The organism is Intestinimonas butyriciproducens (assembly GCF_016901775.1).
Taxonomy (GTDB): Bacteria; Bacillota; Clostridia; order Oscillospirales; family Butyricicoccaceae; genus Pseudobutyricicoccus.
Window position 1 is genome coordinate 1 of sequence record NZ_JACJKW010000003.1, and the last position, 12,680, is coordinate 12,680.

The window sequence follows — 12,680 nt, forward strand, 5'->3', positions numbered from 1 at the left end:
TAACCGCAAAGCGGTTATTATACCGGATTTTTGCGGCCGTTTTCTCGTCCCGCTTCCGGGACAACCGAAAACATGGCCAATATACCATGCCGCATTGGCGTCATGGTATCATAGCCGCAAGCGGCTATGATACTGATTTTGCGGCCGTTTTCTCGTCCCTTGGGGGACAACCGAAAACATGGCCAATATACCATGCCGCATTGGCGTCATGGTATAATATCAACAGATTTCTTTTGAAAGGGGAAACAACATGGAGACTTCCGCGCTTTATCCCTATCCCTCCCGACGGTATGTCACCTATGCCGCCCGGGGAATGTGTGCCACATCCAACCATCTGGCGGCCCAGGCCGGGGTGGATATGCTGAAAAAAGGAGGAAACGCCTTCGATGCGGCCATCGCCGCCGCAGCCTGTCTGGTGGTTCTGGAACCTCAGACCAATGGCGCAGGCAGCGATGCATTTGCCATCTTTACCCAGAATGGAGGCAAATTGCAGGGCATGAACTCCACTGGCGTCATGGGCCGTGGCTTTGATCTGCAAAAAATGCGGGACAAGGGCTATAAGGAGATGCCCCACTATGGTTTTGAGCCGGTGACCGTGCCTGGTGCTCCTGCCGCTTGGGCAGCCATCAATGAAAAATTTGGCCGTCTGCCCCTCACCGAAGTGCTGGCCCCTGCCATATCCTATGCCCGGGAAGGCCAGGCCCTGTGCACCATCACCTGGAGCAGCATCAATAGCATGGCATCCCGTATGCGGGAAAACACCGATTGCGGTCCGCAGTTTGACGAATGGTTCCGTATTTTTATGCCGGGAGGGGAAGCGCCCCGGCCGGGACAGTTGTTCCGCAATCCCGATCTGGCGGACACCCTGGAGGCCATTGCCAAGACCCAGGCCAAAGACTATTATCAGGGGGAGATTGCCGACAGGATCGTGGCGGCCTCTCATAAATTTGGCGGCTTTTTGGAAAAAGAGGATCTGATGGAGCATGAAGTCCAGTGGGTACAGCCTCTCAGCGTGCCCTATCATGGCTATGAGGTGTGGGAGCTGCCTCCCAACGGCCAGGGAATCATTGCCCTGATGGCCCTCAACATCCTTAATGGCTTTGAACCCTCTTCCCTGGACGATCCTCTGGGTGTACACCGGCAGATTGAAGCCACCAAACTGGCCTTTATCGATGGCCTGCGCTATATTGCCGATCCCCGGTATATGGAAGTATCCCCGGAGGAAATGCTCTCCCCGGAATATGCTGCCGCCCGGCGGAAGCTCATCGGCCAGACCGCCATCGAACCGGCGCCGGGCAATCCCAAAAATCCGGGCACCGTCTATCTGTGCGCGGCGGACAACGAAGGCAACATGATCTCCTACATCCAGAGCAATTACGCCGGTTTTGGCTCGGGCGTGGTGGTGCCCGGCACAGGCATTGCTCTGCAAAACCGGGGCAAGGGTTTCTCTCTGGATCCGGAAAGCCCCAATGCCGCGGCACCGGGCAAGCGTCCCTATCACACTATCATCCCCGGTTTCCTCACAAAAGACGGCAAACCGGTGGGCCCCTTCGGGGTGATGGGCGGCTTTATGCAGCCTCAGGCCCATGTACAGGTGATGACCAAGCTCATCGACTGCGGTCTCAACCCCCAGGCCTGTATCGATGCTCCCCGTTGGCTGTGGACGGCCGGAAAAGAAATTCATGTGGAAACGGAATTTTCCACCTATCTGGCAGATTCTCTGGCCCAGCGCGGACATAAAATCGTCTTTGATACCAACCGGGGCGGTTTCGGCAAAGGACAGATGATCCTGCGTACCCCCTACGGTACACTCATTGGCGGCACAGAGCCCCGCTGCGAAGGAGCCTGTGCAGCTTGGTAACTCCCCGTTCCTTCCCCCCTGGCTTCAAATCCAGGGGGAAGGAAAAATATCTCTTGACAGAGGACGCCCCTTGTGCTATACTAATCAAGTACCAAACAAACAGAATATCGCGGGGTGGAGCAGTTCGGTAGCTCGTCGGGCTCATAACCCGAAGGTCGTAGGTTCAAATCCTGCCCCCGCAACCATCTCGGAGTAAGTGATAAACCACTTGCTCCGATTTTTTATGCAAAAAATTGGGCCGTCTGGCCAAAGAGGTTTTCTCCATGCTATAATGGAAGAAAATACGAAAATGCTTTGGCAAAGGTGGTATGGAAGATGAAAAAATAATATGAAGCTTTGGCTGCTTGCATCTTTGCTGATGGGATGGATTCCAGCTGCCATTCTGATCCCAGTGCTGCTTGTGATGTTTGAGATGCCTCCTGCAAACCCAGTGGTCTCCCCTTTTGCAGGAGCTGATAGAAGATCTGAAGAAAGCGGCCAAAGCCTTTCTTCAGAGAAATGAGGGATGATTTTGTGATATACTAAAAGAAAGGAATGGGCATATCTGGAATACAAAGGGGTGAACGGTCATGAATAAGATCTGCCTCACACTGTGTATGCTTCTGACCCTTGTTTTGTGGACTGGCTGCCAGAGGCAGGAAGCGGCCGAAGAAAAACCGCAGCAAGGCATAAAACAGGAGGAACAAGAAGAAAAAGTGCCTTCCGATGTGGAGCTGGTGAAGGAAATCGATGCAAATATTGAGGAGATTATGGAAAAAGAGCGGCGGATCGAAGATATTTTCATGGGAGCCGGTCTGGCCACCGCTCCCAACGCCCCCTACGAGCCCGATGAAAATGGACAGTGTTTTGTGCCGGTGACCGATGGGGAGATCAATACCCTCCAGGCGCTGCGGGATCTGACGGAGGAGGTTTTCACTCCGGAATATGCCCAGCAGCAATTTTATCAGGGCGCTTTTGAAGGAACATATCCCCGGTACCGGGAAGAGGATGGGAAACTGTGCATCGATATCGGCGTGGGCGGGGCGCTGGATAAGCAGTGGGCCCCGGATACCCTTGATATCCTGAAGATCGACGGAAACCGGATGACAGTCACAGTGGACTATATGAATTACCAGTCTCTCCGCCGCAGCCAGATCCAGTTTGTAAAAACAGAAGAAGGTCTGCGCATCGACGCCATGGAAGAAGTGGGACTGTAAATAAAAAGCGGCAGGGGCTCCCTGCCGCTTTTTCAGTATATAAAACTCTGTTCAAAAGGGCAGAGTTTTTTCTTGACAAAGGTGGTCTATTATTATAAACTAAGCACAAGAAAAGTGGTTTATGATTATAGACCCAGGAGGTGAACGAATGGAACACAAGCGGCTTTGTGAAAGTGACTTTCGGTTTATGGAAGTGATCTGGGACAGTGAACCTCTCTCTTCATCCCAGCTGGTCACCCTTTGCCAGCAAAGATTGGGGTGGAAGAAATCCACCACTTATACCATGCTGAAAAAGATGTGCCAGAAAGGCCTGGCCCAGAACCAGGACAGCCTGGTCACCTCCCTGGTGCCCCGGCAGCAGGTACAGACCCAGGAAAGTGAAAAGTTTGTGGAACAGACCTTTTCCGGCTCCCTGCCCAGTTTTCTGGTGTCCTTTTTAAAGGGAAAGACCCTGTCCCGGGAGGAAGCGGAGGAACTGAAGCAGCTCATCGACCAGCATAAGGAGGGTTAATATGGAACAGATCTTCGTGAAAGTGCTCAACATGAGTGCAGCCGGCGGCGTGGTCATTGCTGTTATTGTGCTTTTCCGGCTGCTGCTGCGGAGGACCCCGAAAAAGTACTCCTATCTGCTGTGGCTGGCTGTGGCTTTCCGTCTTTTGTGCCCGGTGAGCCTGTCCTCGGTGTTCAGTGTATTCGCCTTGCAGCCCCTGCGGCCGGCGGAATCGTCCATGGCTTCCGGTGTCAGCGGCCTGGAGTATATCTCCTATTCTCCACTTCCCTCTTCCGGGGCGGCTTCTGCCATGGATCAGGGGCCGGCGGTTCCTCAGGCCGCCTTGGAGGGAATCGGCCCTGCGCCCCGGTTCTCCTGGGAGACGGCGGGAGCGGCCCTATGGATCGTGGGGGCGGCGGTGTTTTTTTCCATCGCCATTTTCCGCTATATCGGTCTGCGGCGGCGCCTTTTTGCCGCCACACGGCTGGAAGGCAATGTGTGGCGCAGTGAAAAGGTAGCATCTCCCTTTATTCTGGGAGCATTCCGTCCCCGGATCTATGTGCCCTATTGGCTGGAGGGTGGGGAATTGCGGTATGTGCTCCAGCATGAACAGCATCATATTCGCCGGCAGGATCCCTTTTTCCAGCTGTTGGCCTTTTGCCTGCTGGCTCTTCACTGGTTCAACCCTTTGTGCTGGCTGGCTTTTTATCTGATGAGACGGGATATGGAGATGAGCTGTGATGAGTATGTGCTGGGAAAAGGGGGCAGCCCCAAAGCCTATGGCACCTTGCTTTTGTCTTTTGCATCCCATTACCATTTCCCCCTCCCCTCCCCCATTCATTTTGGGGAAGGCGATGCCCGGCGCAGGATCAAAAATATTCTGCGCTTCCGCCCCGGGGGCCGATGGTCCGCCGTGCCTGCCGGGCTGCTGGTCTGCCTGGCCCTGGCCGCCTGCACCCTCAACCCCAGTGCAGGCAGCGTTTCGGAGGAAAAAGCCCTGGACGATCTGGAAAAGAGCCTTGCCTGGGAAGGTGACCAGGTGTTCTTTACCTTGCCGGAAGATTATCCGGCAGAACGATGGAACATCCACATCGCCGGGCGGCTGGAAGATGGGGATATGTCCATGAGCATCCACGAGCTGGAGGGAGAAGCGTGGGAGGCGGGCAAGACCTATACCCTCTCCCTGGAAAACCGCACTGAACTGACTCTGGATGCCCTTCTCACCGGCGGTGAGGGAGAAGAGTATGCCCGCTCCATTGACCTGCTGGAAAGAGGCGAAATGCTCGGCAGCCTGGTGGAAATCGGAAAAGAGGACATTCAGCTGACCTTGTTCCAGCAAGGGAAAGCGGCGGGAACTTATACCGGCGGCTGGGAGGTCAATGGGGAATATTGCTATAACAGCCTTCTCCAGATGCCCTTCGGGGCAGCAAAAGAGCCGGACGAAACCCCGGCAGGGGATTCGGTTATTCTGAAAAGCGGCGATGCGACCCTTACCGCCTTTCAGGACTCCCCTCTGCTTTTGGCAGAAGAAGGGGAGGAAAAGCGGTGGCTGTGGTCCAGGGGATTGGAAACACCCTATGGAATTTTGCGCCTTTGGCTGGATGAGGAAGAGTTTTTCGCCCTGGGCGGCGGCTACCAACAGCAGGATGCCGTCCGCATCCCCGATCGGGGCCAGGATGCCCTTCAGGCAGCAGAGGAATTTTGCACCCGGTTTGAAAGCATTCATCTGAAGGCTTCTTCCGGCAGTTCCAAAGCCTATACCTTTGTCCGCTGCCAGGTGGAATCGGCCCTGGAAGGGGGAGCGCAGTTTGACGATCTGCCGGAAAACACCCTTCCCTTCTATCTGACCACGGTATTTGTGCCGGAAAATCAGCGGGCCATGCAGTTTGCCATGGCAGGAAATACCCAGGAATACCGGGGCATGGACAGCGATGTGCCCCAGGGAGCCTATGAATACTTCCGCTGCGGCTATATTACCCGAACCCCTGATGGGTGGCAGGGGCAGCTGGTGGGAACCGGCTGGTAAATAAACCAAAAAACCCCGGAGGAATGTCCCTCCGGGATTTTTTATGCTTGACAAAGATCCTTGTCAATGGTATGCTGGATATGACAAAGATGGTTGTCATTATGACAAGAAAATAAGTCACAAGGGAGGGTGTCCATGGGGCTTCAGAATCGGCTCAAAGAATTGCGGGCCAAACAGGGGCTCAACCAACAGCAGCTGGGCAGCCTGGTAGGGGCTTCCCGGCAGACCATCAGCCTCATCGAACGGGGGGATTATAACCCTTCGATCACCCTGGCCCTGCGTATTTCTCAGGTGTTTCAGGTGCCGGTGGAGCAGGTATTTTATCTCACAGAGGAGGAAGGGAAATGAAGCGGGAAAAGCAAAGTGGAAAATCCACGGCAAAATTTCTGGGCACCATATTGCTGTGTGCCCTGCTGGGCGGCGTAGCCGGTTACTGTGCGGCCGCCAACGGCGATGCTTTGGAAAATGTGCTGAACCAGGGGAAAATGCTGGTGCAGCAGCTGGGAATATGGTGGTTCCTCCCCGGTTTCGTCATTTTGTTTCTGGGATGGGTGCTGTATGGAAAGACGAAAAAGCTGATCGCTCAGACCGGAGAGGATGATGAGGTTTTCCAGCGGTGCAACCGGATTCTGGGGCGGTGTATGCTCTGCTCCGGCGGGGCCACTCCCCTGTTTTTCATCGCCATCACCATCAGCTTTTATTCGGCAGAGACGCAAAACATACTGTGGTCCATGGGATTGGCTATCGTCTATCTCACATTGCTCATTGTTTTGGAGGTAAAAGCGGTGCAGCGCACCAAGTTTATCTTCCCGGAAAAACAGGGAGATCCCCTCAGCAGCCGCTTTCAGAAGGACTGGTACCAAAGCTGTGACGAAGCGGAACGGCAGAAGATGGGCCAGTGCAGTTACCGGGCTTTCCAGGCCACCGGCAAAGGGTTTCTTCTGGTGATGGTGGGTATGTGCCTGCTTTCCTGCTTCCAGCTGGTGCAGCCTGTCTGGGCCTTGGTGGTGGGCGGCCTGTGGCTTTTGCAGCAGATGACCTATCTGTGGTATGCAAACAAAGTCTGAACACGAAAAAATCCCCCCGGGGTCGGGGGATTTTTTTATGTTTTCAGATGCCCTGGGAGGGAATTTTTCCAATGAGAACCAGGGTGGCCTCGCAGGCAAGGCCGGAGGCCTTTTCGCAGTTTTGCTCAAAATGGTCCATGCCGCTGTGGGTGGGGGTATCGGTGATGGAGCGGATCATCAGAAAGGGGATGTGGTTCACATGGCACACATGGGCGATGGCCGCCCCTTCCATATCGGCGGAGAGAGGGGCAAACTGCCGGTCGATCTCCTCCCGCATACCGGTGTCGATAAACTGCTCCCCGGTGACGGTGGCGCCGAAACGCAGAGTGTTGGGCAGCTGGGGGGCACATTGGCGCATCAAAGAAAGCAGCCGGGGGTCTGCCGGGAAATAGACGCTTTCCATAAAAGGATGGTATTGGGTGAGGATGTGGGGGGCCACATCGTGATAGGCGATCTTTTCCGAAACAACGGTGTCAAACAGCTGCACCGAAGGGTCGATGCCGCCGGCTGTGCCGCTGTTGATGAGAAGGTCCACCTGGAACCGGTCGATAAGGGCCTGGGCAGCAATGGCGGCGTTGACCTTGCATACGCCGCAGCGCACCAGAATCAGTTGATGATCCCCCAGGCTTCCCTGATAAAAGGTGAGCATGGCCTGGGTGGGAAGGGCTTGTGGCTGGAGTTTTTCCAGAAAGGGAGAAAGCTCCCGGTCCACTGCGCAGATGATACCAATTTTGCTCATGGGAAAATCTCCTTTTTCAAAATGCATTCTGGAACCGTTCTTCCTGGAACTGACGGGTGTAGAGGGAATAGTAGTAGCCGTGCTTTCGGAGAAGCTCTCCGTGGGTGCCCCGCTCGATGATCTTCCCATCCCGCACCACCAGGATCACATGGGCATTTTTCACCGTGGACAGTCGGTGGGCAATGAGGAAAGAGGTGCGGTTTTCCAGCACCTTGCCGATGATCTGCTGGATCAGTGCCTCGGTTTCGGTGTCCACCGAAGATGTGGCTTCGTCCAGCACAAAGATCCGGGGATTTGCCACAATGGCCCGGGCGATGGAGATCAGCTGCTTCTGGCCGGTGGACAGCTGGCTGCCCCCCTCGCCCACCTGGGCCTGGTACCCGCCGGGCAAAGCCATGATAAAATCGTGGGCACAGGCCATTTTGGCGGCCTGCTGGATCTCTTCCCGGGTGGCGTCCAGCTTGCCGTAGCGGATGTTTTCCTCAATGGTACCGGTGAACAGGTGGGGAGATTGGAGCACATAGCCGATGTTGCTGTGCAGCCAGCCCACGCTCCGCTCTCTGTAATCCACCCCGTCGATGAGGATTTTCCCTTCTGTGGGCTCATAGAACCGGCAGGCCAGGTTCACCAGAGTGGATTTCCCTGCGCCGGTCTCCCCTACAATGGCCACGGTGGAGCCGGCGGGAATGTGCAGGTCAAAATGCTCCAGCACATTGACCTCCCCATCGGGATAGCGGAAGGTCACATCCTGGAAGGTGATGTCTCCCTGGATGCTTTCCCAGTTTTCTTTTTTGGGATGGAAGATGTCCCCGTATTTTGCCTGGATGGCGGGCGGGTCCTGAATGGCAGGGACGGTTTCCAGCAGCCGGTTGACCCGCTCCACATTGGCCTGCACCGCAATGGCGTCGGCCAGAACGCTGACCACCATCTGGATGGGCTCCACAATGTTCATGGTGTAGGAGATGAACACAGCCAGGGTGCCCAGAGGAATGCCCCAGGGACCCACCATCACGCCGCCTGCGGCCATCACCAGGGCCAGGGACACAGAGCCCAGAAACATCACCAGGGGCTGGAACAGGGCGTGAAGGGTTTTGGCATGCATGGCCTTGCGGCGCATATCCAGGTTGATTTCCCGGAATTCACGGCACACCGTGTCTTCCACTGCCAGGGTCTTGATGGTTTTGGCGCCGGAAATATTCTCGTTGAAGGAAGCGGTCAGAGTGGAGTTGGCTCTTCTCACCCGCCGGTTGGCCCGCAGCAGCCGCCGCTGGAAAAAGGAGCACACCAGGGCGATGGGCGGCACCACGATAAGCACCAGCAGCGCCAGGCGCCAGGACAGCAGGAACATGGAGATGACCACGAAGACCAGATAACAGCCGTTCCACACAAACTCCGCCAGCCGCCAGGAGAAGATGGAGCCCAGCTGGTTTGTGTCGCTCATCACCCGGGCCACCAGGTAGCCCACCGGGGTCACATTGAAAAAAGACAGAGGCAGCTTTTGCAAGTGCTCAAAGCAGGCGTCCCGCAGGGCCTGGCCCACCTTCATTTCAATGACGATGCATTGCTGACAGTAGATCACATTGGCGCCGGTCTGCAAACCGGCGGCCAGGGCATAAAGCAGCGCAAAAACACCCAGACCTTCGGTGGTTTGCAGGGCAATGAAGTGGTCGATGGCGTACCGGCTGAAATAGGGGAAAATAGCGTCGAAAAGAGCGGTAGCCATGGCCGCAAACAAAAGAAGCACAAAGGGCGTTCTGAGAAACCGGATGTAGCGGAACAGCTTTTTCCACTGGGCAAAATCAAAGGATGTGGGGTAGCCGTATTCTTCTTTCTGTTTCATTTGCCCACCTCGCTTTCGTTTTCCGCCTCTTCGGCCGCCAGGCTCTGAAGCTGGAAGATCCGCTGATAGGGGCCTTCTTCCCGGATCAGCTGCTGGTGGGTGCCGATCTGCTTCACTCTCCCCTTTTCCAGCACCAGAATACGGTCGGCCTCCATCAATGTGGTCACCCGATGGGAGATCAGGATGGTGGTGGCCTTCTCTTTCCGGGCCTTGAGAGCCTTTCGGATGCGCTCGTCGGTTTCGGTGTCCACAGCGGAGAGGGAATCGTCAAAAACAAGCACCGGCGGAGCGCCGGCCAGAGTGCGGGCGATGGCCAGACGCTGCTGCTGGCCGCCGGAAAGGGTGACGCCCCGCTCGCCCAGCATGGTGTCATATCCTTGGGCAAAACCCAGAATGGACTGGTGTACCGCCGCGGTTTCCGCAGCCTGCTGCAGCTCTTCCTGGCTTTTATCGGGAGCGGCCAGGCGCAGATTCTCCAGAATGGTGCGGGAAAACAGGAAGGGCTCCTGAAGCACCAGGCCGATGTTTTTCCGCAGATGATCCCGCTGGATCTGCCGGATATCCACCCCATCCACTGTGATGCTGCCGCCTTTTTCCGGCAGTTCATACAGGCGGGTGAGCAAATACATCAGGGTGCTTTTTCCGCTGCCGGTAGCCCCCAGAATGGCCAGTGTCTCCCCTGGCGACACGGAGAAGGACACGTCGGTGAGCACCGGATGGCTTCCGTAGGAAAAATTCACATGGGAAAAGGCGATAGCTCCCTGGATGGGGAAAATCTGATCGTTTGGGGAATCTTCTTCCGGCCGGGCCAGCAGGATCTCCCGCAGACGGCCGATGGAGACGCCCGCCTTGCTCATTTCCCCGATGATCCGTCCCAGGCGGCGGGTGGGCCAGGCCAGCTGGCCGTTGTACATGATAAAGGTCACCAAGGCGCCGCTGGTCATATGGCCATGGACCGCCAGCCAAGCGCCGAAGATCACCACCAGAGCGCCCTGACACACGGCAATCAGATCGCCCAGGCTCCAATAAATGGCCAGAAGGTTTCCCACCTTGATCCACCGGCGGGAAAATTCCTGGTTCTGCTCCTGGAAGCGGTCCAGACTGTACCGTTCCCGGCCAAAGGCTCGAACCACCCGTACGCCAGTGAGATTTTCCTGGGTCATGGCGGTCAGTTCTCCTTCGGCTTCGTCGGCTTTCAGGAAGCGGCGGCTGATATACCGGTAAAAGACGCCGGAATAGCCCATGACGATGGGCACGCTCACCGCAGCGGCCCCGGCCAGGGGTACATTGATGGAAAACATCAGGGCAAAGGCGCCCACCAGCATGGTGAGGATACGCAGCAGATCGGCCAGCTGTCCGGCCACAAAATTGCGCACCATGTCCACATCGGAGGAACACCGCTGCATGATATCCCCGGTCTGCACACTCATGTGCCAGGCATAGGGCAGATGCTGGATGTGGTCGAACAGCCGCTGGCGCAGGCCAAAGGCCAGGCTTTCGCTGAGCTTTGCGGCCAGATACTGGCGCAGCATGTTGAACAGGCCGGAAAGGGCTACGATGATAAGAAACAGCCCGGCCAGAAGGGTCATGTGGTCAAAAAGCCACTGCCGCCCGCCCAGATTTTCCACAAAGGAGGCAAGGGGACCGGGCAGAACGATGGGTTCGGTGCCGATCACCGAGTCGATGATAAAGCCCACCAGGGCGGGGGACAAAAAGGAAAAGGCCACCCCGCCGGTCATGGCTGCAACACAGCCCCAGAAATATTTCCAGCTGCCATCCATCATCTCCCAGATGAAGCTGCTGCTGCTTTTGGAGCGGGTGCCGGTATAGCCTTTCTTTTCCATCTGCTCTCCTCCTTCCGATGTTGTTTCCAGATGGCTTCATTGTATCATAGCCCCCGGTTTTCCCGCAAGCGGAGGCAGGGGGCAAAGGCCGCCTTTGGGACAAACAAAAAGCGGAGCCGAAGCCCTGCTTGAGCGTGTCGAAAAAGTGGGTTTGGCCACTTTTTCGAGTTTTTGCAAGGGGCTGCATGCACGCCTTTGGCGTACACTGGCCCCTTGAGAAGTGCAAAAAGCCACGCACAGGTCGCGGCTTTTTGCGGATTGATGAGAAGTAGGGCAAGTAGTTCCCTCTAGTTAGATAAGTTTTTTGACAGTCTGAAGCGGGGCCGAAGCCCCGCTTTTTTGGTGTGTATCGTTTATTTCTTGCTCTGTTCGGCGTAGTTTGTCAGGATCTTTTCGATCAGCGCCACGATCTTGTCCATGGCCTGGATGGAAACCGTTTCAAAACGGCCGTGGAAGTTGGTGCCGCCGGTGCAGAAGTTGGGGCAAGGAGTACCCATATAGGTGATCTTGCTGCCGTCGGTGCCGCCGCGGATGGGGGAAACCACAGGCTCCACGCCCAGCTGCCGCATGGCGTCCATGACGGCGTGGACCAGATGGATCTGAGGCTCGATCTTTTCCCGCATATTCCGGTACATATCAGTGGTTTCCACTGTAACGGTGCCGGCGCCGTATTTCTCGTTGATGAAAGCAGCGGCCTTGTCCATCATGGCCTTTTTCTCGTCAAACTTCTTGGCGTCGTGATCCCGCAGCATATAGTGGAGGGTGGCCTTTTCCACCGAGCCTTCCATACCGTGCAGGAAATAGAAGCCCTCATAGCCTTCGGTGTATTCCGGTTTTTGCTCCTGGGGCAGCAGGGAGTTATACTCCATGGCGATGTAGTTGGCATTTTTCATCTGGTTTTTGGCAGAGCCGGGATGGACACTCTGGCCGCTGACCGTCACTTTGGAGCTGGCGGCGTTGAAGTTTTCATATTCCACACCGCCCAGCAAAGCGCCGTCGATGGTGTAGGCAAAATCGGCGCCGAAGCGCTTGATGTCAAAATGGTCGGGGCCCCGGCCGATCTCTTCGTCGGGAGTAAAGGCGATCTTCACTTCACCGTGAGGGATGGAGGGGTCGTTCAGCAGGTGTTCGGCGGCGGTGAGAATCTCGGCGATGCCGGCTTTGTCATCGGCGCCCAGCAGGGTCAGGCCGTTGGTGACGATGATGTCGTCGCCGATGAGCTGCTCCAGGCTGGGGAAATCGGCCATGCGCATCACTACATTGTGCTCTTCGTTGAGAACTACATCGCTGCCGTCGTATTTTTCCACGATGCGGGGATTTTCACAGGCGGGCACATCGGCCACTGTGTCCATATGGGCCAAAAAGCCGATCTTGGGGGCCTTTTCATAACCGGGAGTGGCGGGAATGGAGCCATAGACATAGCCGTATTCATCCATTTCGGCGTCCTGGATGCCCATGGCCTGCATCTCTTTCACCAGGTATTCGCCCAGATCCTTCTGCTTCATGGTGCTGGGCACGGTGGGGGAAGCGGCATCGGAGGCCGTGTCAAACTTCACATACTCCAACAGTTTTTCATAAGCGCGTGTCATAATCGCATCTTCCTCTTTCCCTTTGGAA

11 protein-coding genes and 1 tRNA gene are annotated in these 12,680 nt (G+C 56.1%); 8 read left to right on the forward strand and 4 right to left on the reverse strand.

From position 1 onward, the window contains the following. Positions 1 to 250 precede the first annotated feature (250 nt). From H6A25_RS02060 to H6A25_RS02095, 8 genes are all read left to right on the forward strand, one after another. The gene (locus H6A25_RS02060) at positions 251 to 1,861 is read left to right on the forward strand and encodes a gamma-glutamyltransferase family protein (protein ID WP_204750360.1); all 1,611 of its coding nucleotides are present in this window, start codon (positions 251 to 253) and stop codon (positions 1,859 to 1,861) included. A 108-nt stretch (positions 1,862 to 1,969) separates the two neighbouring features. Then, positions 1,970 to 2,046: transfer RNA gene (locus tag H6A25_RS02065), tRNA-Met, on the forward strand. A gap of 143 nt (positions 2,047 to 2,189) precedes the next feature. Continuing rightward, positions 2,190 to 2,363 carry a hypothetical protein gene (locus tag H6A25_RS02070; protein ID WP_204750361.1) on the forward strand — a complete coding sequence of 58 codons (174 nt, stop codon included), beginning with the start codon at positions 2,190 to 2,192 and terminating at the stop codon, positions 2,361 to 2,363. A gap of 67 nt (positions 2,364 to 2,430) precedes the next feature. After that, positions 2,431 to 3,057, forward strand: a complete 627-nt coding sequence (locus H6A25_RS02075; protein WP_204750362.1) for a hypothetical protein — start codon at positions 2,431 to 2,433, stop codon at positions 3,055 to 3,057. Positions 3,058 to 3,205: 148 nt separating this feature from the next. Next, positions 3,206 to 3,568: a BlaI/MecI/CopY family transcriptional regulator gene (locus H6A25_RS02080; RefSeq protein WP_118425295.1), complete on the forward strand. Its 363-nt coding sequence runs from the start codon at positions 3,206 to 3,208 to the stop codon at positions 3,566 to 3,568. 1 nt (position 3,569) lies between these two features. Then, positions 3,570 to 5,573 (forward strand): M56 family metallopeptidase, encoded by a 2,004-nt coding sequence (locus H6A25_RS02085; protein WP_204750363.1) that lies wholly within the window; start codon positions 3,570 to 3,572, stop codon positions 5,571 to 5,573. 135 nt (positions 5,574 to 5,708) lie between these two features. Beyond that, on the forward strand, positions 5,709 to 5,921 hold the full coding sequence (locus tag H6A25_RS02090) for a helix-turn-helix transcriptional regulator (protein WP_204750364.1): 213 nt from the start codon (positions 5,709 to 5,711) through the stop codon (positions 5,919 to 5,921). Next, positions 5,918 to 6,640 (forward strand): DUF3169 family protein, encoded by a 723-nt coding sequence (locus H6A25_RS02095; protein WP_204750365.1) that lies wholly within the window; start codon positions 5,918 to 5,920, stop codon positions 6,638 to 6,640. The genes H6A25_RS02090 and H6A25_RS02095 overlap by 4 nt, the downstream gene beginning before the upstream one ends. Positions 6,641 to 6,683: 43 nt before the next feature. Here H6A25_RS02095 and mtnN read toward each other — a convergent pair whose 3' ends face one another. The 4 genes from mtnN to pepT form a co-directional block, all read right to left on the reverse strand. Beyond that, a complete protein-coding gene (gene mtnN, locus H6A25_RS02100) occupies positions 6,684 to 7,379 on the reverse strand; it encodes a 5'-methylthioadenosine/S-adenosylhomocysteine nucleosidase (protein WP_204750366.1) in 696 nt (231 codons plus the stop codon). Positions 7,380 to 7,395: 16 nt separating this feature from the next. After that, positions 7,396 to 9,219 carry an ABC transporter ATP-binding protein gene (locus H6A25_RS02105; protein ID WP_204750367.1) on the reverse strand — a complete coding sequence of 608 codons (1,824 nt, stop codon included), beginning with the start codon at positions 9,217 to 9,219 and terminating at the stop codon, positions 7,396 to 7,398. After that, complete coding sequence (locus H6A25_RS02110) at positions 9,216 to 11,063, reverse strand: ABC transporter ATP-binding protein (RefSeq protein ID WP_204750368.1); 1,848 nt, start codon at positions 11,061 to 11,063, stop codon at positions 9,216 to 9,218. The genes H6A25_RS02105 and H6A25_RS02110 overlap by 4 nt, the downstream gene beginning before the upstream one ends. A 353-nt stretch (positions 11,064 to 11,416) precedes the next feature. Next, positions 11,417 to 12,652: a peptidase T gene (pepT, locus tag H6A25_RS02115; protein ID WP_204750369.1), complete on the reverse strand. Its 1,236-nt coding sequence runs from the start codon at positions 12,650 to 12,652 to the stop codon at positions 11,417 to 11,419. Positions 12,653 to 12,680: the final 28 nt, after the last annotated feature.

What these genes read in the sequence shown, in the direction of transcription:
- H6A25_RS02085 (WP_204750363.1), top strand. Translation starts at nt 3,570, where the DNA reads ATGGAACAGATCTTCGTGAAAGTGCTCAACATGAGTGCAGCCGGCGGC.
- H6A25_RS02080 (WP_118425295.1), top strand. Translation starts at nt 3,206, where the DNA reads ATGGAACACAAGCGGCTTTGTGAAAGTGACTTTCGGTTTATGGAAGTG.
- pepT (WP_204750369.1), bottom strand. Translation starts at nt 12,652, where the DNA reads ATGACACGCGCTTATGAAAAACTGTTGGAGTATGTGAAGTTTGACACG.
- H6A25_RS02090 (WP_204750364.1), top strand. Translation starts at nt 5,709, where the DNA reads ATGGGGCTTCAGAATCGGCTCAAAGAATTGCGGGCCAAACAGGGGCTC.
- H6A25_RS02075 (WP_204750362.1), top strand. Translation starts at nt 2,431, where the DNA reads ATGAATAAGATCTGCCTCACACTGTGTATGCTTCTGACCCTTGTTTTG.
- H6A25_RS02070 (WP_204750361.1), top strand. Translation starts at nt 2,190, where the DNA reads ATGAAGCTTTGGCTGCTTGCATCTTTGCTGATGGGATGGATTCCAGCT.
- H6A25_RS02105 (WP_204750367.1), bottom strand. Translation starts at nt 9,219, where the DNA reads ATGAAACAGAAAGAAGAATACGGCTACCCCACATCCTTTGATTTTGCC.
- H6A25_RS02110 (WP_204750368.1), bottom strand. Translation starts at nt 11,063, where the DNA reads ATGGAAAAGAAAGGCTATACCGGCACCCGCTCCAAAAGCAGCAGCAGC.
- H6A25_RS02060 (WP_204750360.1), top strand. Translation starts at nt 251, where the DNA reads ATGGAGACTTCCGCGCTTTATCCCTATCCCTCCCGACGGTATGTCACC.
- H6A25_RS02095 (WP_204750365.1), top strand. Translation starts at nt 5,918, where the DNA reads ATGAAGCGGGAAAAGCAAAGTGGAAAATCCACGGCAAAATTTCTGGGC.
- mtnN (WP_204750366.1), bottom strand. Translation starts at nt 7,379, where the DNA reads ATGAGCAAAATTGGTATCATCTGCGCAGTGGACCGGGAGCTTTCTCCC.